Genomic DNA, 26,614 nt, shown 5'->3' with positions numbered 1-26,614 from the left:
TATAAAAATTAAGCAAGATAGATATGTGAAGAAACATATCAAGCACCCTTATTGTTTTTATATTTCTGCCTTTAAGACAGGCAAGTTCTTTATTTAGTGCCTTAATGGCTTTACTAATACAAATTACAAGTTGATCAAGCTTTCCTCAATAGTTTTAATACGTGCTTCCGCATCCATTTTTTTCTTTCTTTCCAAAGCCACCACTTCCGGTTTTGCGTTTTGCAAAAACTTTTCGTTGGTTAGCTTTTTCATTACACTTTCAACAAATCTCTTTTGATATTCCATATCCTTGAGCAATTCATTTCTCAATGCCTCTACATCTACTTTGTTTTCTGCTGCTATAAAAAATTTATCCTTTTCCAGCGTTACCACAATGGTATTCGGCACCGGTTCTTCCGTATAAGCAATTCCTTCTGCATTTACCTGTTTTACAAGTATATGCTCAGAAGCCTTGAACTGATTACTGTTTTCTGATTGAATATACAATTGAATAGCATCTTTGGGCTTTAATCCGTTTTTGTTCCTCGCATCGCGTAAGGTGGTAATGGCTGCTTTTAGCAAAGCACCTTCTGCCAAAATAATTGTATTTGCCGGTTGTAACGGAGCAAATTGTTTTACACACAAATCATCGGTTCTTTCTTTCAGTAGATGATAAATTTCTTCGGTAATAAACGGCATAAACGGGTGCAGCAACTGCAGCAGATCATCAAAAAAAGCAATGGTTTTTTGATAAATGGCAGCATTAACCGGCTGTTCAAAACCAGGCTTAACCCACTCGAGATACCAGCTACAAAAGTCATCCCAGATAAGTGAATAAATCGTCTTGAGTGCTTCGCTCAGTTTAAATCCTTTCATCAAGTCTTCCACTTCTCCCCTCACCTCGCTCAACCGGTTTTCAAACCACTGCACAGCAAAAGCGGACTCGCCCGAACCTTCTTCCCCGTTGCTTAAAGTTTGCTCCTTTTTGCTCCCAGCTTGTTTTTCTTCCCACATTTTTACCAGTTTCATTGCATTCCAAAGCTTATTATTGAAATTACGGCCCTGCTCCAAAGCGGCTTCGTCAAACAGCAAATCGTTACCGGCCGGAGAAGAAATCATAATGCCGAAACGCACTGCATCAGCGCCGTATTTGTCAATTAACACCAATAAATCCGGACTATTGCCGAGACTTTTACTCATTTTTCGCCCCAGCTTATCGCGCACCATGCCGGTGAAATATACATCGCTGAATGGCTTCTCCTGCTTAAACTGCATACCTGCCATAATCATACGTGCCACCCAAAAAAAGATAATATCCTGACCGGTTACCAATACATTGGTTGGATAATAATATTCAACGTCTTTGTTGCCGGGGTTTGTTATTCCATAAAACACTTCTATCGGCCACAGCCACGATGAAAACCAGGTATCCAGCACATCTGCATCTTGTCTTAGCTGCGCATTGCTTACGCCATATTTTCCACTGTACAATTCCCTTGCTGCTGCTTCATTTTCTGCAACTATTATTCTTCCGTTTTCATCATACCAGGCAGGTATTTGCTGCCCCCACCATAACTGCCGGCTGATGCACCAGTCTTTTACATTCTCCAGCCAGTATTTGTAAGTGGCTAAAAATTTATCGCCAGGGTGAATGGCAATGTTACCGCTTGTTACCGCTTCTAAAGCTGGCCCGGCCAATTCTTTCATTCTTACAAACCACTGTGTTGAAATGCGCGGCTCTACTACCACATTGGTGCGTTGCGAAAAACCAAGACGCGTAGTATATTCTTCTTCTTTTATTAATAAACCCTCTTCCTTTAACTGCTCAACGGCTCTTTTACGCGCTTCAAAGCGGTCAAGTCCTATAAACACTTGTCCGGCTTCGCTTATTTTTCCATCTTCTGTAAGGGTGTCTATTACTTCCAAATGGTGTTTTAAACCAATCTCGTAATCATGAATATCGTGTGCAGGTGTAATTTTTAAAGCGCCGGTGCCAAAAGCCGGATCCACATATTCATCTGTAATAACCGGTACTGCTTTATTGATTAATGGCACCATTACTTTTTTGCCATGCAAATGTGTATAGCGCTCATCGTTGGGGTTTACACACACTGCCACATCGCCCATTATGGTTTCGGGGCGTTGTGTTGCAACAGTGATATAGTTGATAGCATTACTGTCGTCAGTTATCTCATAACTATCAACTATCTTATACTTTACATAATATAATTTGCCCTCAATATCTCTGTATTCCACTTCTTCATCGCTCAATGCCGTTTTTGCCTGCACATCCCAGTTAATCATTCGTGCACCACGATACAATAAGCCCTGGTTGTACATTTCTACAAATACTTTAATTACTGCTTTGTAGTAATGATCGTCCATGGTAAAGGTTACGCGGTTCCAATCCACGCTGCAGCCCAGCTTTGCAATCTGGCTATAAATAATACCACCATATTTTTCTTTCCATTCAAAAGCATATTGCAAAAATGCTTCCCGGCTCAAACTGTTTTTATCAATACCCTTTTCCTTCAGCATTTGCACTACTTTAGCTTCGGTAGCAATGGAAGCATGATCGCTGCCCGGTACCCAGCAGGCATTGTAGCCGCTCATACGTGCTTTACGCACCAATATATCCTGCACTGTTTCGTTGAGTGTATGTCCCATGTGCAACACACCGGTTACATTTGGTGGCGGAATAACAACGGTAAAGGGCGTTCTTTCATCGGGGGTGCTGTTGAAGTACCCTTTTTTTAACCAAAGCTGATACCACTTATCTTCTATTGCTGCGGGTGTATAATTTTTACTTAATTCCATAAACTTATCTTTGTTAAGCATCAGCGTGCAGGCTAATGCAGGTTTGCAAAATGGGTGCTGCTGTTGAGTGCAAAGGATTTACTTTCAAATTAAAAGCGCGCAAAAATAGCAATCTGTTTTTTCAATTGCAGGTACAAAATGAAAAAGCCTTCCATACCGGAAGGCCTTTAAATTATTTTTATTTTAAATAACGTTTACCAAAACAATCTTTTGGTGTCGAGCACGTCTTTAAAGAAAGGCATATCCGGAGCAGTTTTTACCACTGGCTTTTTATAGTTGACGACAGGAGTATTTTTTATTAAACAAGTTGCCGCAGATGTGCTATCTTTAAGCAGCAGCTTGTAATCGCCGTGCGAGTGAATGCAGGCAATCATGCCTAAAGCAACTGTTAATGGGCGGATGGTTTTCATGGGGATGGTTTTGAAATGCTTATTTAAAGATAACATACATTTTTGTTTTCGCTGCCTGAGCATTAACTTTACAAACGTTTTTCACAAAAAATTGTTACTTCAAAAACTCAAAATACTTATAGAAGCCATTTAAGCACAAAATAGATCTGCTTTACTCCCGGCAGATAATGTAAAAAATCCTCCCGGATAGCCGTGCTTAGCTGTATTTATAAAAAGGCAAGATAAGGATATATGTACGCGATTGTTGATATTGAAACCACTGGCAGCCATGCAGATAGTAATGGCATCACCGAAATTGCTATTGTGCTGCACAATGGAAAGGAAATTGAAGGAAAGTTTGAAACGCTGATTAATCCAGGCTATAAAATCCCCCGTTTTGTAGCCGCGCTTACCGGCATACAAGACTACATGGTTGCCAATGCGCCGCCTTTCAGTGAGGTAGCAGACAAGATTTATAATTTACTGAAAGGACGCATTTTTATAGCGCATAATGTCAACTTCGATTACTCTTTCATCCGGCACCATTTTCAACAGGTTGGTTACGATTACCATGCACGTAAACTGTGTACTGTGCGCTTGAGCCGCACGGCTTTTCCCGGCTTGCGCAAGTATGGTTTGGATGCACTGTGCGAACAGTTAAACATTATGAATGGCGGCCGCCACCGTGCCGGCGGTGATGCTGAAGCAACAGCTACGCTGTTTAGTATGATACTGAATGCCGGTGGCGAAAAACTGGTAAAAGAATATTTGAAAAAAGAAAGCCGTGAGCAAATACTACCACCCAATCTGCCCAAAGAACACGTGCAGTGGCTGCCCTATCAGCCCGGCGTGTATTATTTTCATGATGAAAAAGGTAAAGTGATTTATGTAGGTAAAGCCAAAAACATCAAGCAGCGCGTAGTCAGCCATTTTACCGGTTTTGATACAGGCAGCAAGCGGCAGAATTTTTTGAAACACATTCATGCTGTTACTTACAAAGAAACGCCTACTGAGTTTGCTGCTTATTTGCTGGAAAGCATTGAGATAAAACGGCTTTGGCCACAATTTAACCATAGCCAAAAAAAGTTTGAATGGCAATACGGCATTTATGAATACACCGATATGCGTGGCTACCTGCGCTTAACAATAGAAAAGAAGAGAAAGCACTTACATCCGCTGGTGTGTTTTAGCCTTAAGGCAGAAGGCTATCGCATTTTGTGGAAGCTGGTGAAAGATTTCAACCTGGATGCCGGGCTTTGCTGTTTGGACACTACTGCACCGTCACCCGCCGAAGAACCTGCCGCATATAACCTAAAAGTGCAACAGGCTATTGACTGGCTGCAGGAGCAAAAAGAAACTTTTTTGATAAAAGAAGAACACCGCGATGCCACCAATTGCGTACTGGTAGAAAAGGGCCACTTTTATGGTATGGGATTGATTTATAATAATGCCGATGACTTGACCTTAGAACAACTGAAAGAACTGCTGACGCCTTATCCTGAAAACGAAGTTATTCGCTCGATGATCAGTAGTTTCGTATATAAGCATCCGAATAAAGTACACAAGCCATTGCTGTAACAGTACTATTGAACCAACTGCAGTTTTGTTGCAATCTTCGTCCCAACGTAATCCTGCATTTGTGCATTGTAAGTCTGCTTTACGATATAGGCGACCATTACCGGTTTATTCAGCAGTTGATCTGTAAGTTTTTCAGCACCTTCAAATGCTTCCATCCACCAGATTTTTATCATTCTGCCGTTTGAGTCTTTTACCTGAAAATAAGTAAAATCACCCGGTACTATTTTAAGCAATGTGCCGCTGATTGTTTGTTCAACAGGTTGCTTTTCGTCTGCCGTGTTCGCCAGTAACGAGGGGTTTGCCAGCATTACCTTCATAAAAGCAGGACATTCCACCATTAGCTTTATACCAATGTCTTCTGCAACTTTATCAAAGTTGCCATTTGATATATTTTCTTCTCCATAATATTTCTTCAATGCACCTGTATGTGAAGTAATAGAGGACATAATCATCAATCCCAGCTCCATCTGCAATTCTTCGGTACTTTTTGCAACTATGGTTTTCTTTTCAAGTGCTGTACATACTTCCTTTGCTATTACACTCAACAAGCTGTCTTTGCCTGTAGTTTGTGCTTTAGCAAACAACGAACAACCCACCATTAAAAGGGTAAGGGACAAATATTTTCTCATTTATACGTTTTACGCTGTAAAAATAAGATATTAAAATAATTTTATCTATATTTTCTCCACGACCACAGCAGTACCGTAGGCCAATACCTCGGTAATACCGCTGATGACTTCGTTAGCATCATAACGCATATTAATGATAGCATTGGCGCCGCGCTCATTGGCATGTTCTATTAATAATCGGTATGCTTCTTCACGCGTTTTCTCGCAAAGCTGTACATAAATGGAGTTGCGACCGCCAAATAAGGATAAAAAACCGCCGGCAATATTGCCCAACATACTGCGGCTACGCACCGTAATGCCGCGCACCATACCCAAATGCTGCACAATTTTATATCCTTCTAATAAGTTGGAAGTAGTGATCAACTGTTCATTAACCATTGATTGAATTTTTAGACAGAATTACGTTATTTACTTAAAGATAAATGACAGTTTTTACAAATGGTAAAGAATAGATTGGGATAGTGTTCTTAATGGCAGTATGGTTTTTTTTCCTATAAGGAAACATAAAAATAAACATATAGAATTGCTATGTGAATACCTGCATTTCAATCGTGTCCATGTGGTTTATCATGCAATTGAAAGCACAAGGATATTTGGAAACGCTGAAAATAATACTACCCAAAAAGTTGCGTATAATTTTACCCCTTTTCGTTGTGCAATGCAATAAACAAGCATACTCATTTTATAATAAAAAGTAGCAACGCATACTCTGCCTGTAACCTCCTCCACTGATATGTAATAGGAGGTTACAGGGAAAAATATACTAAAAACAGTATTAGATTTTATCAGGCTATTTTATTGTCAGGTCTGCTGCTATTATCTTAGCTAATATTACCATTTTATCGCAGCTTTACTTACCAGTTCTAATTACTTTGGTTTGTACTTTTTGGATACCTTGCTCTGCTTCGATAATGTAAGTGCCTGCTGCATACTGATCACCCAGGCGGAGGCTTTCTCCTATGCTGATGTTGTTTCTTTCTTCTACTAATCTACCACTCACCTCATACACCCGTACACTTACAGATTGTTTGAGATTACTGCTCTGTAGCCTGACAGTGAAGACATCTGCAGCAGGATTGGGATGAACTTGGATGCGAAGGGAAGTATTCTGTTTTGTTATCCATGCATCATCATTGTCCATGATAGTGACTACACCAATACTATCCTGAATACGGGCATTATGTGCATTAGTAAGATGTATTTCAAACTGCTCTGCATCTTCACTTACATTGTCATCAGGAATGGGAATGATAATCTTAGCCGTTGAGTTAACACCAGGAATAAAGAACAAGGGACCACTAACGCTAATGTAATCCTGAGGATGCACCGCCGTTTTATCCATTGTAGTAAAATGTACACGTACAATCTGGTTAGCAGGAGCAAAAAGCCGAGCAGTAGCAATAGCCAGCTTTTTAGATTCCGATACTATTACATCTGCAATGCTGATGGCGGGTTCCGGATATTCCAGTTGATAAGCTGCTGCTATTCCAAAGCTTTCACGTGTACTGCGGTGAGTGAGACTTCCTATGCCATACAATCTGTTTTGGTGTACCGCAATGTCTTGTATAGAAGCGAAGTCGTATTCTCCTAAATCAGTTATCACTTTTCCATTATTTCCAAAAGTGGAATCTACCACGCCGTCAACAGTAAAGCGAGCCAGCGCAAACTCAGAGGTTATCTCATAAACATGAGTATAACCTCCTACTATAATTTTGTCTCCCTGCAGCGCTATTGAACTGGCAACATCATAATCATTATTAAAAAAAGTTGTTGCTTTTCCATTGTCTCCAAAAGAAGAATCCAGAATACCGTCAGCCGTGTAGCGGGCAAGGGCAAAGTCAACATTAGTAGATCCAGTCACTATAATTTTGCCTCTCTGAAGGACCATAGAAGTTGTCTGATCATCTGTGGACTTGTTTAGATTGGTCACTACTATCCCATTCACTCCAAAAGAAGCGTCCAGAACCCCATCAGTAGTATAGCGAGCTAATGTAACTTCATAAGCGAAATGGGCAAACGTATAAGTAGATCCAGCTACTATGATCTTGTCGCCTTGGAGAACTATTGCATCTGCCTGATCATACGAGGATCCATTAATATCTGTTGTTGCTTTTCCATTCTTCCCAAAGGAAGAGTCTAAAACACCATTACTAGTATAGCGGGCAAGTGCAAAGTCTCTACTGCCAAAATTACCAGTAGATCCAACCACTATGATCTTGTTGCCCTGCAGCACTATTGAAGATACCTTATCATCGGAGTTATTAAAATCTGTGATTACCTTTCCCTGCTCTCCAAAGGATGAATCTAACCTGCCATCGGCTGTAAAGCGGGCAAGTGCAAAGTCGAAATTGGGAGAATTACCAGTAAATCCAGCCACTATAATTTTGTTTCCCTGGAGTGCTATTGCATTTGCCTGATCATAGGAGGAGCCATTAAAATTAATTGTTGCCATCCCATTCACTCCAAAGGAAGGGTCCAGTACACCATCAGCCGTAAAGCGGGCAAGGAGAAAGTCAAAGAAATTGTTATCGTTGAATGCATACCCGGCTGCAATAATCTTATCGCCCTGAAGAATGGTGCTTGTGAAAAAGGTTTGGCTTGAAGGAAAATAACCTATAACCAGCCCATTTAATCCAAAGGAGGCATCTACGGCACCATCAGCAGTATAGCGGATAAGAACAAAGTCGGTATTATAGTTATTACCAGGGTGGGTATAAGTAGATCCAGCTACTATGATCTTGTCTCCCTGAAGAGCCATTGAATATGCATTATCTTCATCAAATCCAAAATCAGTAATTACCCTTCCATTCACCCCAAAGGAAGAGTCCAAAACACCATCCGCCGTAAAGCGGGCAAGCGCAAAGTCGGTGTATGTATCGTTATTATAAGCGGTTCCACACACCAAAATCTTATCTCCCTGCAGCACTATTGAATTGGCAACATCATAATCACTATTAAAATCAGTGATTACTTTTCCACTCTCTCCGAAAGAAGTATCTAATACACCCTCCGCCGTGTAGCGGACAAGCGCAAAGTCATTGAGATAGCCTACTAAATCACTAGTACTTCCTGCCACTATGATCTTACCGCCCTGGAGTGCTATTGAATTGGCAACATCATCCGAAGAATCGTTAAAATCAGTTGTTACTCTTCCATTCTCCCCAAAGGAATCATCCAGGGTACCATCTGCCGTATAGCGGGCAAGAGCAATATCTCTATTACCATAATTACCAGTAGATCCACTCAATACGATCTTGTCTTCCTGAAGCACTATTGAACTTGCATAATCATTTAAGCCGTTAAAATCAGTTGTTACTTTTCCATTCTCCCCAAAGGAAGTGTCCAAAATACCATCTGCAGTACAACGATAGAGTACAAAGTCGGCAGTGCTATTAACAGCGTTAAGCATACTTCCACCCACCAGGAGCTTGTCTCCCTGTAAAGCTATTGAACTTCCATTAACGCTTGTGACAATTCCATTCTTCCCAAAGGAAGAGTCTAAAACACCATTACTAGTATAGCGGGCAAGTCCACTTCCACACACTATAATCTTGTCACCCTGCAGAGCAGCACTGCTAACACTGAAGTTCACAGCATTGGAGTAGCCTGCATTACCATAGGAGGAGTCCGGCTTTCCATCCGGTAAGTATTTAGTAATTCTTGCGACACTATTATTATCAGATGCCTGTACAATAACAAAGATATCTCCGTTAGCACTGGTCAGCACCTTGCGCCCATACTCATTTAAAAGGTTGACATTGCTTAAAAAACCAGTTGCTTGTATACCATTGTAGCCAAAAGTAGAGTCAAGGCTGCCTGGCTGACTACTTGCTTTGAATAGAACCACACAGTAAAGCAGCAGTAAATAGAACTTGTTCATAAGAAGAGGATTTAATTGTTTATGATAGGGGACTATTGATAGTTATTTTAGCATGGTTTTACTTACCAGTCTTGATTACCTTCATCTGCACGCTTTGGCTACCCTGTACGGCTTCTATAATGTAGGTACCTGCTTTATATTGATCGCCAAAGCGCAGGCTTTGTCCAATAGCAATATTATTTTTTTGTTCTACTAACCTACCACTTACATCATATACCCGCACCGTAACCGGCTGTTTGAGATTACTGCCCTGTAATTGAAGAGTAAAGGTGTTCGTGGCAGGATTTGGATTAACATTGATGTGCAGGGAAGCACTCTGTTGCTTAGCTATAAGTGCATTATCATTATCGAGAATGGTGACTATGCCTATACTATCCTTTATGGCGGCATCTCGTGCATTGGTTAAAACGATCTCAAACCGTTCATCGTCTTCGTGTTCATTATCATCAATAATGGGGATGAATATCTTAGCAGTTGTATTCAGGTGGGGAATAAACAATAAAGTACCGCTGATACCAATGTAATCCTGGTTGCGCACAGCAGTCTTATGGCGGGTAGTAAAGTGTACCCATACCAACTTACTAGCGGGTGCAGAAAGACGAACAGTCACAACGGCTAGCTTTTTAGACTCCAGCACCTTTACATTTGCAATGCTAACAGTGGGCACTGGTGCTTCCAGTTCATAAGCGGCTATTATACCATAGGTTCCATCTGGCTGGGATGTACTGCCTACTGCATACAATCTGTTTTGGTGCACAGCAATATCTTGTATAGTAGCGGAGCCTCCTAAAGGAGTTATTACCTTTCCATTCTCTCCAAAGGAGGAATCTAAAACACCATCTGTAGTATAACGCGCAAGCGCGAAGTCTGCACTGCCACGATTATCACCAGTAAATCCAGCCACTATGATCTTGTCTTCCTGAATGGCTATTGAAGTTGCACTCTCATAATTTTCATCATCAATTGAGCTATTAAAAGCTGTTATTACTTTTCCATTGTCTCCAAAAGAAGAATCCAGAATACCGTCAGCCGTGTAGCGGGCAAGGGCAAAGTCGTAAATGGGATAATAACCAGTATATCCTGCCGATATAATCTTATCTCCCTGCAGCGCTATTGAATATGCAATATCTTCTGAAGAGAAGCCAAAATTAGTTGTTACTTTTCCATTCTCTCCAAAGGAGGAATCCAAAACACCATCTGTAGTATAACGCGCAAGCGCGAAGTCTGCACTGCCACCTAAAGAATAACCACCCACCAGGATCTTGTTTCCCTGCAACGCCATTGTATTTGCGTGATCCTCAGAACTATTAAAATCGGTTGTTACTTTTCCATTCTTTCCAAAGGAGGCATCTAACTTGCCATCAGCGGTATAACGGGCAAGTGCAAAGTCATTATTGTCATTGACAGGATTTTGAGTAGATCCACTCACAATAATCTTATCCTCCTGCAGCGCTATTGAATATGCAACAGCATAATCATTATTAAAATCAGTCGTTACCTTTCCATTCACTCCAAAGGAAGAATCTATAGCACCATCAGAAGTATACCGGACAAGCGCAAAATCAGAATAATTGTGTCCAGATCCAGCTACGATGATTTTACCTCCCTGTAGAACCATAGAATTTGCTTCATCCGTAGAGCTATTAAAATCAGTAATTACTTTTCCATTCACTCCAAAAGAAGAGTCAAGAACACCATTCGTCGTAAAGCGGGCGAGGGCAAAGTCATAGTTATTACTATCGTTGAGTGCACTTCCTGCAGCCATGATTTTGTTTCCCTGAAGAACAGTACTGGTGAAATTAGTTTTGGTTGAAGGAAAATAACCTGTAAGTAGTCCCTGTTTTCCAAAGGATATATCCAAAGCCCCATCAGCCGTATAACGGGCAAGTGCAAAGTCATTATTGTAATTATTAGAACTTATAATAGTATATCCAGCCACTATAATTTTGTCTTCCTGCATAGCAGCACTGGATTCACTCATGTTTACAGCCTTGGAGTAGCCCGCAGTGCCATAGGAAGAATCCAGCTTTCCATCCGGTAAGTACTTAGCAATTCTTAGGGAACTGCTAATCTGTATTACAACAAAGATGTCCCCATTAGCACTGGTCAGCACTACACGCCCATGCTCATTTAAAAGATTGAGGTTGTTTGGAAAAGCAGTTGTTTGTATACCATTATTGCCAAAGGAAGAGTCAAGGCTGCCCGCCTGACCAATGGCATTGAAAACAAAAACATAAAAAAGCAGGAGTAAACATAACTTTTTCATAGGAGTGGGATTTAATTGTTTATGATAGGGTTCACCAATAGCCGTTAATAACGTGTGCTGATTGTAGTTACAGGGGTAATGCTGCTGTTAAAACAAAATATCTTTCTCCTGATCGTAGTACATTGTTAATTCCTGCCTAAAAATTACCAGATCTATATAGTAGTAAGCGTAAAAGGATGTCTGTGAAAACAAAGAGTTATTTGTTTATATACAGAATTAAGAGTTTAACCAATGCTGCTATTGCAGATAGAAGGGTTGCTGTAGTTACTAGCCGTTCGTAATGGTCAATTACTAAAGGAGGGCAAAATTATTATTGGGTACATCCAGACATCAGAAAATCGCCGTTTTCATTTATGACTTGTCTTAAAAGTATTTACTAAAAGCTGTGTACGGAACTTTGGTGGTTAGGTATAAATAAATAAAGTAACCTAAGTTACTCATATTTTATATGCAATTCCAAATTTTTATTTCTGCGGACAGCCGCCCACAATAGAAAGCTTATTTTAACAAAAATTACCACAGATTGGATTTTACTTTTTGAAAGAAAATTTTACTGCCCTAAAATGTCAAATATAACTTTTTACACAGGTGGAAGGGCTATTTTTGCCCCTTTATTTAGAAATTGAAAATACCATCGCTCAATTAATCATGATTGAATTTTCGCAACAGGTCGCTGCAAAACTAAACATCAGACCGCAGCAGGCAGAAGCAGTATTGAACTTATTAAATGAAGGTGCAACCATTCCGTTTATTGCCCGCTACCGTAAGGATAAGACCGGTGCGCTGGATGAAGTGCAGATTCAGCAAATACAGGAAGAAGCGGCCGCACTGAAGGAATTTACCGGGCGTAAAACATTTATAGAAAAAACCATTACGGAGCAAGGTAAAATGACTGACGAGCTGCAGGAGAAATTAAACGCAGCTATTACGCTTGCCGAACTGGAAGACATCTATTTACCTTACAAACCCAAGCGCAGAACCAAAGCGCAAATAGCCAGAGAAGCCGGGCTTGAACCTTTGGCTAAATTGATATTGGAACAAAAAGACATTGATCTTGATAATGAAGCAGCAGCATTTATCAACGATACGATAAAAACAAATGATGAAGCTTTGCAGGGCGCAAGAGATATTATTGCCGAGACCATAAACGAAGATGCCGAAGTGCGCGCACGTTTACGCAGGTTGTTTGAAGAAACAGCAGTAGTAGAAAGTAAAGTAGTGCCCGAAAAAGAAGCCGAAGCTCTTAAGTACAAAGATTATTTCAACTTCAACGAGCCGGTGTACAAGATACCGTCCCATCGCATATTAGCCGTATTACGCGGTTTTTTAGAGGGCTTTTTACGGATTGGCATTGTACCGAATGAAGAAGAAGCATTAGAAAAAATAGAGAAGTTGTATGTAAAAGAGGGTAATAATCAAAGTATTGATCACGTGAAACGTGCGTCAAAAGATGCTTATCGCCGCCTGCTACAACCAAGTTTGGAGACAGAATTTCGTACGGCACTCAAGCAAAAAGCAGATGAAGAAGCGATTGCGGTGTTTGCAGAAAACCTGCGTCAGTTGTTGCTCAGTTCGCCATTGGGAAGCAAGCGCATTCTCGCTATCGACCCTGGCTACCGCACTGGTTGTAAAGTAGTTTGTTTAGATGAAAAAGGTAGCTTGTTAAAATCTGATTTGATTTATGTACATGAAAAGAACCGCGAGGAACAGAGCAAACAAACCATTGAAAAACTGGTAAAAGAATATAACATTGAAGCATTTGCCATTGGTGATGGCACTGCCGGGCGCGAAACCGAACAATTTATTAAAGGGATGCACGTTGGTTTGCCGGTATATCTGGTAAATGAGGATGGAGCTTCTGTATATTCTGCCTCGGAAACTGCAAGAGCAGAATTTCCGGATCAGGATGTAACAGTGCGTGGCGCTATTTCTATTGGTCGCCGCCTGATGGATCCACTGGCAGAGCTGGTAAAAATTGATCCGAAAAGCATTGGCGTAGGGCAATATCAACACGATGTAAATCAATCCCGCTTAAAAGAACGTTTGGATCAAACGGTAGTGAGTTGTGTAAATGCGGTAGGCGTAAATCTAAATACAGCAAGCAAACATCTGCTGAGTTATGTAAGTGGTATTGGCGCTGCAACGGCAGATAACATTGTAAAATACCGTTCGGAAATTGGGAAATTTAGTAATAGAAGCCAGTTGTTAAACGTGCCGCGCCTTGGCAACAAGGCGTTTGAACAATGTGCCGGTTTTTTACGCATCAACAACGGCGATAATCCTTTGGATAAAAGTGCGGTGCATCCCGAGGCCTACCGTATTGTAGAAAATATGGCAAACGACCTTAACGTAGATGTAAAAGAATTGGTGGGCAATGCAAGTTTGGTAAAAAACATTCAGCCAAAGAAATATGCTACTGAAGAAATTGGAGAATTAACTATTCAAGATATCCTCAGCGAACTGAAAAAGCCCGGTTTGGACCCACGCAGTGAAATGCAGCAATTTGAATTTGCACCTATTTACAAAATAGAAGATGTAATGGCGGGCATGATTGTGCCGGGAATTGTTACTAACATCACACGCTTTGGTGCTTTTGTAGATATTGGGGTAAAACAGGATGGACTTGTGCATGTAAGCGAAATAGCACACCGCTATATTACCGACCCGAATGAAGCATTAAAGCTAAATGATAAGGTAATGGTGAAAGTACTGGAAGTAGATATGCCGCGTAAACGTATTGCACTTTCTATTAAACAGGCACAGGAAACACCGGCAAAAGAAAGAAACAAAGGACAAGATACAAGACACAAGTATCAAGGTTCAGAAGACAGGATCCGACATACAAGAGATAAGGGGCAAAATACAAAGAACAAGTTTCAGGCTAACAAGCATACAGAAACCACATCTTCGGAAAGGAATATGAACGATGCGTTGAATGCACTGAAGAAAAAATTTGGTAAGTAGCGCTTTGTAATTTGCTACAATAAAAAATCTGCAGCAAGATTTTTATCCGCTGCAGATTTTTTATTGAACAGTTATGGACAAAGAAATATGCTTTTTTTGTAGTGATTTACCGGATTAAAGTAATCGTGCCGGTAAAGGGCACAACCGCATCATTGCACTTTACTTCTATACGGTAAATATACGTACCAGATGGTACGGGTTTTCCTTTATAGGTTCCATCCCACCCTTCCGACGAATAATTGGTAATATTACCTCTTTTATTAAATAGCATTTCGCCAGCGCGGTTGTAGATTACAAACGAACGAACAGGATTATCTACGCTGCTTATTACATAAAAGCGGTCGTTTTTGCCGTCACCGTTAGGTGTAAAAGCAGAAGGTATATAAATTTTTGATTGATCACATAATACATGCACCGTTAGCTGTGCAGTGTCGGTACAGCCGAAGTCGGCATATACTACCGCGTTGTAAGTCATTGCTTTTTGTGCATCTAATATAGGCTGAGGACAATCAGTGCAGCTAAGCCCTATAGATGGATACCAGTACCACTTAAGAATATTGCTGCTACCAGTTGTAATAATCACATTTTGGCTACCCTTCTCTACTACAAGGTCATTATTGGTAATAGTAACTTCAGGATTCGGATGTACATTGACAATCACAGAGCCTGTTTGACTAAAACACCTTTTATTATCGGTGCCGGTAACGGTATAAGTGGTAGGGACTTCTGGCGAAGCCACCGGATTGCTGATGGTTGCACTGTTCAAACCATCTGCCGGTGACCAGCTATATAAATCCGCACCACTGGCAGTGAGCTGAACGTCTTTTGTTTGGCAAATATCACGCGGGGCCTCATCCACAGTCATGCTAAAGGGATGAACAACCGTTACCAACACAGTATCGGAAGCGTGGCAGGAACTTGCATCAGTGCCGGTAACTACATACAAATTATCCTGAACCGGCGCTGCTTCCGGGTTTGTGCAGGATAAGCAACTTAAAGTCCGATCGCGGTCCCATACATAAGTAAGTGCGCCCGAAGGTTGCAACTGCACGCTGCTGCCTTCGCAAGCAAAGGTATCCAACCCGGCAGATACGACAGGTAGCGCATTTACAATTACATTATACCGTGCCGTGTCTACACAATTATTATTATCTGCTATTGCCAGCATGGCTTTAAAAGAGCCGCTGCTGGTGTATAAATGTGTAAAAGGAGCATCATTTCTGCTTTCGGTTATGTCATCGCCATAGCTCCACACGCGACTTATGATGTCGTGTTCTCCATCGGAAAACGAATTGTCAATAAATGACGTAGTATCGTTTAAACAAGTTCCAGACAATTCCGTTGCAAAGCTGGCCGTAGGCCCTGTTACAACAATAGAGTCAGGACTGTACAGAGTATCTTGGCAACCGTTGTGGTACCGTGCAATCAGTGAAGGATAATATATTCCTGTCTTGGTATAAGAGTAATGAATGCTGGTATCACTAAATAATGTATGTCCATCACCCAAATCCCACAAATAATCTAAGATATAAGTTGGGTTGTCAACCCCTAATTCCATATCAGCTTTCCGACAAATGTGCCTGTCAGGTGGATTAAAACTAAAAACAGGTGTCGTGTTAGATATATAAACGGTGTCGGTATAAGTATCGCTACATGCACCATTGGTGGTGGTAAGCGAAATGTAGTATCTACCATTGGCTGTATATTCGTGTTCAGGTGGTACTTGCTGGTCAGAAGTAGTACCATCACCGAAGTCCCAATGCCAGCTTTCAGGTGCAATAGATCGGTCAATAAGTCCAACCTTTGTCCGGTCATTACAATCAAACTGCATTCTAAAAGATGCCGTAGGCGGATTAATAACTATATATCCGTATTTAACTACACTATCTACACATCCACTATTACTTATGGTAAGCCTTACAGCTCTGCTGCCTGTATCGGCATAAACAAATTTGGCGTCCTGTGTAAAGGCACCAGCGTTATTACTAAACTGCCAGTGCCAATACGAAACTGGCCCACTTGCCGTACCGCTGAAATGTACAGTATCTGCTCCGCATAATGTAGTTTTGTCTGCTGTAAAATCGGGTATAGAATGGGTGCCGACCGATACTGCATCACCTACAATACTGGTAGTCGTACAGCCACTAACAGTTGTAATGGTGAGAGCTACATCATATCTACCTGTATTATTGTATGTGTGTGTAGGCTGGGCACTTGCATCGATATTACTACCATCCCCAAAATCCCAGGAGTAAGTAGCTATTGCTTCGGGCGAAGAAATGTCGGGCTTAAAAGTAACCGGATGCGGAACGCAACCGGAATCGGGCAGGTTGATACTATTGATAACAGCTCCACCTAAAAAAACGGCATCTGTTTTTACGAGCGTATCGGTACAGCCATTGGCATTAAATGCAATCAGCATTGGCGAAAACCTGCCTGCACCGTAAACATGAACAGGATTTACCTCTGTAGAACTATCCCCATCTCCAAAATACCATTTAAAGGCTACTGCATTCAAAGACGTATTTACAAACCGGGTAGTATCGGGGTACGCACAGCTTTTAGTAATACCATTAAGGTCAAAAGATGCAGTTGGTTTATCCAACACCTGCACTGGCTTCGTTGCTGTATTATTACAGGTTCCAAAATTTTCGGTTAACTGAATAGTATAAGTACCGGGTCTTGTAAATTGAAAAGTAAAGTCGCCGGCACCTTGTTGCACTACTCTATTATTTATTAGCCATATAGCTGATAATGGACGTGGCGTAGAGGTATCGGTAAATGTAACATGCTCATTTACACATACTGTAGCAGGCGCATTAAAATCAACAGTGCCGTTTCCTATTTCTATCACCTTTGTTATAGAATCTTCGCACCCTTCGGGGCTGATGGTTGTTAAATGCACCTCATAAGTGCCAGCGCTATTATATGTGTTAGTGGGATTGGGAATAATGGCTTTATTTGAATCACCAAAATCCCACCGATAAATAATTTTATTAAGCGGGTTAGGCACTGCAAAGTTGATGGTAGCCGGCGTAGTACAAATATTGGTGTAGGTGTAGTCAAACTCTGCTTTGGCACCACTGATGATAATTTCATTAGATGCTGAGTCGGTGGACACCGCATTTTTAACTACTAATTTTACGATATAGCTGCCGGGAACAGTATAAGTGTTGGACGGATTGGCCTGGGTGGACGTATGTCCATCGCCAAAATCCCAGTACCATGAAGTTGGACTACCTGTTGAATTATCAGTAAACTGAATTTTTACAGGCACGCAACCCTGATAATCAAAAGTACTAAAGCTTGCCTGCACAGGTTCTTGTGCCTTTGTAAAGTGACCGATAAAGCAAAAAGCTATAAGGGCCAATAATTTGTAAGCAGCAGAAGTTTTTTGGGGTGTGAGGTGAAAAAACCTTGCATTGTATTGAAGACAATAGTCTTTAACGGCAGAAAAAATATGCTTCATTATCTGTCGCATTTTCAGCAATAATGATTGCTGTGGTTTTTTATTTAAATTATTTTGTGTTGATAACCTTACCAATAAACAACAATCCACGTAGTAATATTGTGTGTGGGCTTATCTTATTCAATCTATATGCCATTTGCAGCTTAGCTTTTGTAATTACAGGCGGCTAAAGTAAGATAAAAAAAATTAATTATTTTAGACGAAGCCATTGAGGTGTAATTCTAACATCTGCAACACCCATCTTTTCATCGCTTTATTTATTTTTATCAACCTATTACCTTATTAAAATGCAGATAAAATCATTCCAATCTGTTTGCCTATGTAAGCATTTTACGAACAGGCAGGATCTTCTACATTATTAATTATTAAATATTAAAGATATTATACCATTTCAGGGTAAATAGTTCGGTTAATCAGTGGAGATAAATTAATTACGTGATCTTACCCATCCCAAAACATAATCTGAAATGGTATTAATAGCGAAAGCACAAGGTTTGTTTCTGATAACTTACAATTACATCTTTGAATATATTATCCTAAAAGTAAGTATTCGAAATATTACGGAGTATAAGGTAATGAATTTTTTACCGCGTTCAAAACGGAAAACCAAGCCCGGCGACTCGCGCTATCTTTGATGTTTTATTAAATAAATATTAAATATATACATATCTCGATTAATCATATATTTTCATTTTATTTTCGCATTCTGTAATTCAAAACCAAAACTCCGGTATTCATGTTCACCAAAACTTTACATCTGGTGCTGGCGTGCGCAGCGCTGCTAATGGTACATCGTAGCACTGCACAGTACTCCAATTATATAGAGCCAATGCAGGACATTAGGGGCAGCAGTGGTATTAACTTTGACTTTGGTACTAATACTTTTTTAGGTGATTTGGGTGGTACTAAGGGTTTGGGCAAGCCTTTTGCCAAAGACTTCAACAGCAAAACCATCCGCCCCTACTTGGGTGTTTCTTACACTTATTTTCCATATAAGTGGCTTAGCGTGAAAGGAGGTTTGCATTATACTTTAGTAACAGGGGCAGATAGCCTGATTACAAATAAACAAGGTAATGCCCGAGGCAGGTTTGATCGTAATCTGAGTTTTAAATCGGGAATTGAGGAACTAAGTGCTGAGGTGGAATGGTATCCGTTACAGTTAATACCTAGGTTTGAAGAAGCTCGCGTGCGTCCGTTTATAGGTTCGGGCATCGGATTGTTTCATTTTAACCCCAAAGCAAAACTGGCCGGCAAATGGTACGATTTAAAACCATTGCACCTCGAAGGTCAAGGATTTACCGAATATCCGGAGCAGAAAAATTATAAACTAATACAGCCTTACCTGCCAATAACAATGGGAGTTAAATACAGAATCAGCAATAGTTATTTTATATCACTTAGCGGCTGCTTCCGTAAAACCTTTACCGATTACATTGATGATGTAAGTACTACCTATATTGACCCCAATTTATTTGATAAATATTTATCACCAGCGAACGCCACAATAGCTAAACAATTGTATTACAGGGGACTTAATGGCGAGAATTCAACATTATGGCCAAGAGGGTATGCCAGCAAAGATTCTTATACTTCCTTTTTCTTTACTATTACTTACCTTTTTGATAATAGGCGTGGTTATGATTATATTGGTAATTAATTACTTAGGTATATTTTAAAATAATACTAAAACTTCTAAAGCTCTGCTCCACACCATCGGATTGGCAATATAGTTGCCCTTTTACTTTTGCCCCACATTTTAAGCAACCTATTTGCTACTACCTTTATTTAAACCAATAAACCTGTTTCTGCAAATTTTACCTTCAATCATTACTCTACCTTAAATACATATTGATTCGTATTATAAAGCAATACTTACTTGATACAGAAATAGCTTGCCTGCATTCTGCTGACTATAATACAACAACATTGCTGTTTACCTGCAGGAGTAATTTTGCAATCAGACATTTTTGCGTCTGTTCAAACAACACTTATTTCTCTTCTATACCGCATTTTTGCATCGTTATACTTGCTTTCTTATAATTTTGATTTTCTAAAGCTTACTAATGGTGCCAGAACAAACGGCTTATAAAAGAAAATGGCTTGGTACGTTAATGATGTTTACTGCCATTATTTTCTACTCCAATATAAATGCGCAAACCACGGCTTTGCGCCTGTACAATAGTTGGGACGTCAATAAATTATATAAGAATACCGGAGCTGCACACACTGCCTGGAAACCGGTAATGTACGAAGACACGCTTACTCCCCCGTCTGACCAAAGCTGGCTGCACCGGAAATTTTTTGAAGAGCATTTGCTCAATGTACAGCAACCCGGTTTTACAATTTACGGCGATATTGTGGTAGATGAATACATTGGTTATGATAAACGTGCCATAAGAGCGCGTAATGGCAGCGGCGATAACTATCATCTGCCTATGATGAACACGCGCGGCTATGAAGTAAGTGGCAGCATTGGCAAAAACTTTTATTTTGAAACTAACTTTTATGAAAACCAGGGACGTTTTGGCGCTTATGTAGATAGCTTTATTCGTAGGTACAAGATTATTCCACGACAAGCCCGCTTTAAAAATATCGGCGATGGTTTGGGCTTCGATTTTAATTATTCCAATGCCCGGCTTATTTACACTCCCAATAACCACTTATTATTCGATTTAGGATATAACAGAAATTTCGTTGGCGATGGATATCGCTCCATGCTCCTCTCCGATTATTCTACCGACCATCCCTATTTCAGAGCAGCACTTACATTTGGCAATTTTCAATATACGGCCATGTGGTCGCAATATGTTACGGAGGCAACCCAGGATCGCAGCCTGTATGCGTATGGATATCCGCACAAATGGGGGCAAACATATTTGCTTGATTGGAAAGCCACCAGGCGCCTTACCGCCGGTTTGTTTGAATCGGTAATGTGGGCAGGCGCGGATGCGCAACACCATAATGATTTAAGTATCACTTACGCCAGTCCCATCATGTTTTTACATGCCGGACAATCCAAATCGGGGCTGGAGAATAATGAACTGGTTGGATTGAATTTGAAATATGAAGTACTTCCTAACATTTATGTATATGGACAGGCTGCTGCCAATACCAAAAAACTGGTAAAAGATATTGATAACCGTTACGCTGCGCAACTGGGCGTAAGAGCGGCGGATTTCCTGAAAGTACCCAACTGGAATATTTTAGTGGAATACAACACGGCACGTCCTTATACCTATGGCTCCGATACAAACCAAACTACCTACACGCAAGCTTATCTGCCGCTGGCACATCCATTGGGTGCAAACTTTAAAGAATTGCTGGGCGTAACTGATTATACATACAAAAACTGGTGGTTCAGGCTGGAGGGGGTTGTTGCAAAATATGGCAATGATACATTGGGTATTAATTACGGACACAATATTCTAAATACGGGAACAAACTATCCCACAGCCGATGTAACCACCGGGCAAGGTGCCGCAACTAAACTGTACTACGGCGATTTACGCGTAGCTTATATTATAAATAAAAAAAGTAATCTCCGTATAGAAGGCAATCTTACCTACCGGCGCGAAACGGGTTTGGGAAAAAAATATGAAGACCTCATTGCCACTATTGGCGTGCGTATGTCGTTCCGCAATTTGTATTACGATTTTTAATCCATTTCAAATCTCATTCATGCGAAAACTGTTTCTTTTTCTACTAACCATATATAGCTCTGTTTTATTTGCACAGCAAATACCGCTGAATCAACACGTGCAAAACAGACTTAACCAATTACTAATCAATGCTGATTCGTCTGTTTATACTTCTTTTCGCAGCATGAACTGGCTGGAGTTGCAACAATTGAATGTGTTGCAGAAAACAGCCATCACAGATAGTATTTTTGGGTTGAATGCCAATGAAAACGGCAGCTATTTTTTTAACCATTTTACCACCGATAACTGGATAAAAACAGCCGGTGCTAACGGTGTGCTGGCAGTAGATCCTGTACTCGATGGTACAATTGGCATTTCATCCGAAAAAGATAAACCGCTCATTAGTGGCGGGGCTGGCCTGCATTTGCAATCGGTTATTAATAATAAAATCTCTTTTGATGCAAGTTTTATAGGACATAGCAACCAATTTCCTCAATATGTAGATAGCCTGATTGTAAACAAAAACTACATTATTCCAGGCAGTATTGCAGCGTACCGGCGCAAAAACAGGCGTTTCAATTATGCCGACGTGAATCTCAATTTTACTTACACCCCTAATAAACATTTTCTTATTTCGGCCGGTTATGGCAAGCAGTTTATCGGCGATGGCTACCGTAGTTTGTTCTTATCAGACAACGCAACCAGTTATCCCTACCTGCGGTTGCAGGCGCGCCTGTGGAAACTTACATATAATGTACTGTATAATCGTTATGAAAATAAATACTGGTATTTGGTTGATGGTAAAAGTCAGCCAAAGTACAGCACTATTCACTACCTCGGTATCAATGTATCGAAGAAGCTACAGTTAGGCGTTTTTGACCAGGTCACCTGGCTGGGCCGAGATACCAATTTCCGCCGTGGCTTTGATGTTACGTATCTCAACCCACTTATTTACATGCGGCCAATAGAGTTTGCTATTGGTTCGCCAGACAATGCCATCATTGGTTTAGCTTTTAAATACAAAGCTTTTAACCAGGGATTTGTATATGGACAACTTGCCCTGGATGACTTATTTATTGGTGCTTCGCTGGATAGCGGCAGGCAGTTTTATGGCAATAAATATGCGCTGCAACTGGGCGTATGGAACAATAATGTATTTGGTGTAAAAGATCTTACCTGGCGCCTGGAATGGAATGGGGTGCGCCCTTATGTGTACGGGCATGGAGTCGGCAACAACATCAGCCTCAATTACACCCATTATTATCAGTCACTTACCGATCCGTTTGCAGCTAACTTCCATGAGTTTATTTCTATCTTTAACTATACCAACAAACGCTGGTACGGCTCCATGGAAAACCTGTTTACTATCAGGGGCGAGCGTCCGGCAGATAAACCAGCGAGCTTTAACAATGGGGAAGACCTATGGGGCGGTGAGGAAGATATTATCCGTTTTGGTGATAAAACCTTGCAGGGCAATAAGGTAAAATATTTCTACAACCAGCTTTCAGCAGGTTATCTTATCAATCCTAAAAACCGGTTAAGCGTGCAGGCTGATGCAATCTATCGCAGGCGTTGGGGCACCGGCATTAAGCAATCCGAAATGCTGTTTTCCGTTGGTATAAAAACAAATTTGTTTAATAATTATTACGATTATTAGGCCTTTTCTTTTCACTGCAGGGAACAGGAGTTATACCATATTAAATGAAGTTGTGCGGATTAGTAAGATTACGCAACTGATTTATCTTTACTGATTAACTGAAGGATCTACGTTGAATGGTATTAACATAGGTTTTGCAGCATATTTTACAAACTATAAAAGCTTCTTTTTAAGCGAATAACAAGATTATTTATAAAAAGTAATCTTGCCTTAACCCTTAACACAGCTTCTCTGTTCTCCGCGGTGAAAGAAAATTAATACAAATGTTTATTCCCTCTTTCTTCCCATTCTTTAAATACAGCTACCGCCTCTTCGCTGATGATGCAATGCATGGGAATGCTGCGGTCAGTTATCTCCTTTTGCAGTTCTGTATATACCACTTCATCGTCAAAGCCAATAGCCGCCGCCTGCTGACGTGTATTGGCATAATAAACGGCCCGCGGCCGAGCCCAATAGATGGCGCCCATACACATCGGGCAGGGCTCGCACGAAGTATATACGTCACAACCGGTTAACTGAAAAGTGTGCAAATTTTTACAGGCATCGCGGATGGCAACAACTTCAGCGTGTGCAGTGGGATCATTATCGGCTAAAACGCGATTATTGCCTTTGCCTACAATTTCGCCGTCTTTCACAATTACACAGCCAAATGGTCCGCCCTCATTATTGCGCATTCCTTGCTGCGACATACGTACCGCTGCGTTTATAAAATGTTGATGATCGCTCATTAGATAGTTGAATGTTTAGTATCGAAAGTAGAAAATTGGAGTAGTACAACTGTCTGAAAGGCAGTTGTACTACTCCATAAAAATGCTTGTTTCAATCATTTTATACGCACATGTATTCAATACTAATGCCAACTGTTTTTAAGGAATCTGCTTGGTAAAAATTATTACAACTATCATCACCAAACCAGCAATTGGTTTACGATTGCCAGACTTATGAGCCGCAGCTTATACATCCATCCTGCATACTACATGTAGCACCATCTGTTTGTATGTACTCTACACTGTTGGAAGCATTTTTTTCAGGTTCTGTTTTTAAAGTTGAAGTTTCTATTATTTTACTCCTTTTTTTATCTACCGTAAACTGAACCGCTTGCGTAGCAGCCTGTGTACGCAGGTAATACATACCTGTTTTTAATCCTTTTTTCCATGCATAAAAGTGCATAGAAGTAAGTTTGGATGTGGTTGGATGATCAACAAATAAACTCAATGACTGCGATTGGCAAATAAATGCGCCTCTGTCTGCTGCCATATCAATAATATGGCGTTGCTTTATTTCCCATACAGTTTTATACAATGCTTTTATTTCCGCTGGAATTTCAGCAATATGCTGAATAGAACCATTTGCAGCAATAATGCTGTTTTTTATATCATTATTCCACAAGCCCAATTCAATAAGATCTTTCAACAGGTGTTTGTTTACTACTATAAACTCACCACTTAAAACCCTTCTTGTATAAATATTGGATGTGTAAGGTTCAAAACATTCGTTGTTGCCTAATATTTGTGAAGTGGATGCAGTAGGCATAGGTGCAAGCAGTAAAGAATTTCTTATACCATATTGTTTTACTTCCGCTTTCAGCGTTGCCCAGTCCCAACGGTCGGATGGATGTACTCCCCACATATCAAACTGGAAAATGCCTTTTGAAACCGGTGAACCTGCGAATGATGCATAAGCGCCGTTTGCTTTGGCTAAATCTTTACTGGCAGTCATTGCGGCAAAGTAGATGGTTTCAAAAATATTTTTGTTCAGCATCTTTGCTAAATCGCTCTCAAATGGCAAACGCAATAAAATGAATACGTCTGCAAGCCCCTGCACGCCTATGCCAATTGGACGATGCTTTAAGTTGGATGCGCTTGCTTCTGCTACCGGATAATAATTGTTGTCAATAATTTTATTTAAGTTTTTCGTTATCTGATAAGTGACCTCAAATAATCTATCATGGTCAAACCTGCCATCCATAACAAACCTCGGTAAAGCAATAGAAGCCAGGTTGCAAACTGCCACTTCATCAGGACTGGTATATTCCATTATTTCTGTACATAAATTGCTGCTTTTGATGGTACCTATATTTTGCTGATTGCTTTTGCTGTTGGCTGCATCTTTATACAACATATACGGCGTACCCGTTTCAATTTGCGATTGCAAAATGGCAAACCATAACTCCTGTGCTTTAATGGTTTTTCGTGCTTTGCTAATAGCTTCGTACTGTTCATACAATTTTTCAAATTGCTCGCCCCAGCATTCACTGAGTCCCGGTGCTTCGTTAGGACAAAACAAACTCCAGTTTCCATCTTCTTCCACCCTTTTCATAAACAAATCAGGAATCCACAAAGCATAAAATAAATCCCTCGCCCTTAATTCTTCTTTGCCATGATTTTTCCTTAAATCTAAAAATTCAAACACATCGGCATGCCAGGGTTCCAGATAAACGGCAAATGCGCCTTTGCGTTTTCCGCCACCCTGATCCACATATCTTGCCGTATCGTTAAACACCCGAAGCATAGGAACGAGGCCATTACTTGTTCCGTTGGTGCCGCCAATATAACTTCCTGTTGCTCTGATGTTGTGAATAGCCAAACCAATGCCGCCGGCACTCTGCGAGATCATGGCTGTTTGTTTCAGCGTATCGTAAATACCGCTGATGCTATCTTCTTTCATAGATAATAAAAAGCAACTGCTCATTTGCGGCTTGGGCGTGCCTGCATTAAATAAAGTAGGTGTTGCATGTGTAAACCAGCGCTCACTTAATAAATGATACGTTTTAATTACCTCGTCTATATCGTTTTTGTGAATGCCTACGGCCACCCGCATATACATGTGCTGCGGGCGTTCTGCAATTTTATCGTCCATGCGCAGCAGGTAAGATTTTTCCAATGTTTTAAATCCAAAATAATCAAACCCATAGTCGCGGTCATAGATGATGGTGCTGTCCAGCAAGTCTGCATGTTCTTCTATTATCTGCATTACATCATCTGCAATGAGCGGCAGCTTTTTTCGGGTTTTTTTATCGGTATAACCATGCAGCTTTCGCATAGTAGCAGAAAAGCATTTGGTTGTATTTTTATGCAAATTACTCACCGCTATTCTCGATGCCAGTATTGCATAATCCGGATGAACAGTGGTTAATGATGCCGCTGTTTCTGCAGCAAGATTATCCAGTTGGGTGGTAGGCACACCATCGTAAATGCCTTCAATGGTTTTCTTGGCTACTTCATGTACATTTATTAACGGACTTAAGCTGTAAGACAGCTTTTCTATGCGGGCTGTTACTTTATCAAATTTTACAGATTCCCGCTTGCCGTTTCTTTTTATTACAAACATGGTATTAGCATTTTTCAG

At 40.6% G+C, this 26,614-nt stretch carries 14 protein-coding genes; 5 read left to right on the top strand and 9 right to left on the bottom strand.

The window, feature by feature from the left end; translation table 11 throughout:
• Window positions 1-123 precede the first annotated feature (123 nt).
• Complete coding sequence (locus tag FC093_RS09700) at window positions 124-2,796, bottom strand: valine--tRNA ligase (RefSeq protein WP_137261577.1); 2,673 nt, start codon at window positions 2,794-2,796, stop codon at window positions 124-126.
• A 194-nt stretch (window positions 2,797-2,990) separates the two neighbouring features.
• Window positions 2,991-3,242, bottom strand: coding sequence for a hypothetical protein (locus FC093_RS09695; RefSeq protein WP_137261576.1), 252 nt, complete (start codon window positions 3,240-3,242; stop codon window positions 2,991-2,993).
• Between the two features lie 195 nt (window positions 3,243-3,437).
• On the opposite strand from FC093_RS09695, the gene FC093_RS09690 reads away from it, so the two are divergent.
• Window positions 3,438-4,763 (top strand): exonuclease domain-containing protein, encoded by a 1,326-nt coding sequence (locus FC093_RS09690; protein ID WP_137261575.1) that lies wholly within the window; start codon window positions 3,438-3,440, stop codon window positions 4,761-4,763.
• Between the two features lie 5 nt (window positions 4,764-4,768).
• Here FC093_RS09690 and FC093_RS09685 read toward each other — a convergent pair whose 3' ends face one another.
• The 4 genes from FC093_RS09685 to FC093_RS09670 form a co-directional block, all read right to left on the bottom strand.
• Entirely contained in the window at window positions 4,769-5,392 is a 624-nt protein-coding gene (locus FC093_RS09685) for a hypothetical protein (RefSeq protein WP_137261574.1), read from the bottom strand.
• Between the two features lie 45 nt (window positions 5,393-5,437).
• Complete coding sequence (locus FC093_RS09680) at window positions 5,438-5,770, bottom strand: YbjQ family protein (protein WP_137261573.1); 333 nt, start codon at window positions 5,768-5,770, stop codon at window positions 5,438-5,440.
• 472 nt (window positions 5,771-6,242) lie between these two features.
• Window positions 6,243-9,272 (bottom strand): Calx-beta domain-containing protein, encoded by a 3,030-nt coding sequence (locus FC093_RS09675; RefSeq protein ID WP_137261572.1) that lies wholly within the window; start codon window positions 9,270-9,272, stop codon window positions 6,243-6,245.
• A gap of 58 nt (window positions 9,273-9,330) precedes the next feature.
• Window positions 9,331-11,538: a Calx-beta domain-containing protein gene (locus FC093_RS09670; protein WP_137261571.1), complete on the bottom strand. Its 2,208-nt coding sequence runs from the start codon at window positions 11,536-11,538 to the stop codon at window positions 9,331-9,333.
• A gap of 648 nt (window positions 11,539-12,186) precedes the next feature.
• On the opposite strand from FC093_RS09670, the gene FC093_RS09665 reads away from it, so the two are divergent.
• Window positions 12,187-14,502 carry a Tex family protein gene (locus FC093_RS09665; protein WP_137261570.1) on the top strand — a complete coding sequence of 772 codons (2,316 nt, stop codon included), beginning with the start codon at window positions 12,187-12,189 and terminating at the stop codon, window positions 14,500-14,502.
• Window positions 14,503-14,608: 106 nt separating this feature from the next.
• Here the strand turns inward: FC093_RS09665 and FC093_RS09660 are convergent, their stop codons facing one another.
• Window positions 14,609-17,971 carry a PKD domain-containing protein gene (locus FC093_RS09660; protein ID WP_206106542.1) on the bottom strand — a complete coding sequence of 1,121 codons (3,363 nt, stop codon included), beginning with the start codon at window positions 17,969-17,971 and terminating at the stop codon, window positions 14,609-14,611.
• Window positions 17,972-18,707: 736 nt separating this feature from the next.
• On the opposite strand from FC093_RS09660, the gene FC093_RS09655 reads away from it, so the two are divergent.
• From FC093_RS09655 to FC093_RS09645, 3 genes are all read left to right on the top strand, one after another.
• The gene (locus FC093_RS09655) at window positions 18,708-19,628 is read left to right on the top strand and encodes a DUF6089 family protein (RefSeq protein ID WP_137261568.1); all 921 of its coding nucleotides are present in this window, start codon (window positions 18,708-18,710) and stop codon (window positions 19,626-19,628) included.
• A gap of 406 nt (window positions 19,629-20,034) precedes the next feature.
• The gene (locus tag FC093_RS09650; RefSeq protein ID WP_137261567.1) at window positions 20,035-21,630 is read left to right on the top strand and encodes a hypothetical protein; all 1,596 of its coding nucleotides are present in this window, start codon (window positions 20,035-20,037) and stop codon (window positions 21,628-21,630) included.
• Between the two features lie 19 nt (window positions 21,631-21,649).
• On the top strand, window positions 21,650-23,266 hold the full coding sequence (locus FC093_RS09645; RefSeq protein WP_137261566.1) for a hypothetical protein: 1,617 nt from the start codon (window positions 21,650-21,652) through the stop codon (window positions 23,264-23,266).
• A 254-nt stretch (window positions 23,267-23,520) separates the two neighbouring features.
• Here the strand turns inward: FC093_RS09645 and FC093_RS09640 are convergent, their stop codons facing one another.
• Together FC093_RS09640 and FC093_RS09635 are read right to left on the bottom strand one after the other, a co-directional pair.
• Window positions 23,521-23,994, bottom strand: a complete 474-nt coding sequence (locus FC093_RS09640; protein WP_137261565.1) for a nucleoside deaminase — start codon at window positions 23,992-23,994, stop codon at window positions 23,521-23,523.
• Window positions 23,995-24,205: 211 nt separating this feature from the next.
• Window positions 24,206-26,596 (bottom strand): ribonucleoside-diphosphate reductase subunit alpha, encoded by a 2,391-nt coding sequence (locus FC093_RS09635; RefSeq protein WP_137261564.1) that lies wholly within the window; start codon window positions 26,594-26,596, stop codon window positions 24,206-24,208.
• Between the last annotated feature and the right edge of the window lie 18 nt (window positions 26,597-26,614).

This window comes from Ilyomonas limi, from assembly GCF_005233845.1.
Classification (GTDB): Bacteria; Bacteroidota; Bacteroidia; order Chitinophagales; family Chitinophagaceae; genus Ilyomonas; species Ilyomonas limi.
Note: the sequence above shows the minus strand (reverse complement) of the source record. Positions and strands in the feature narration are given on the sequence as shown.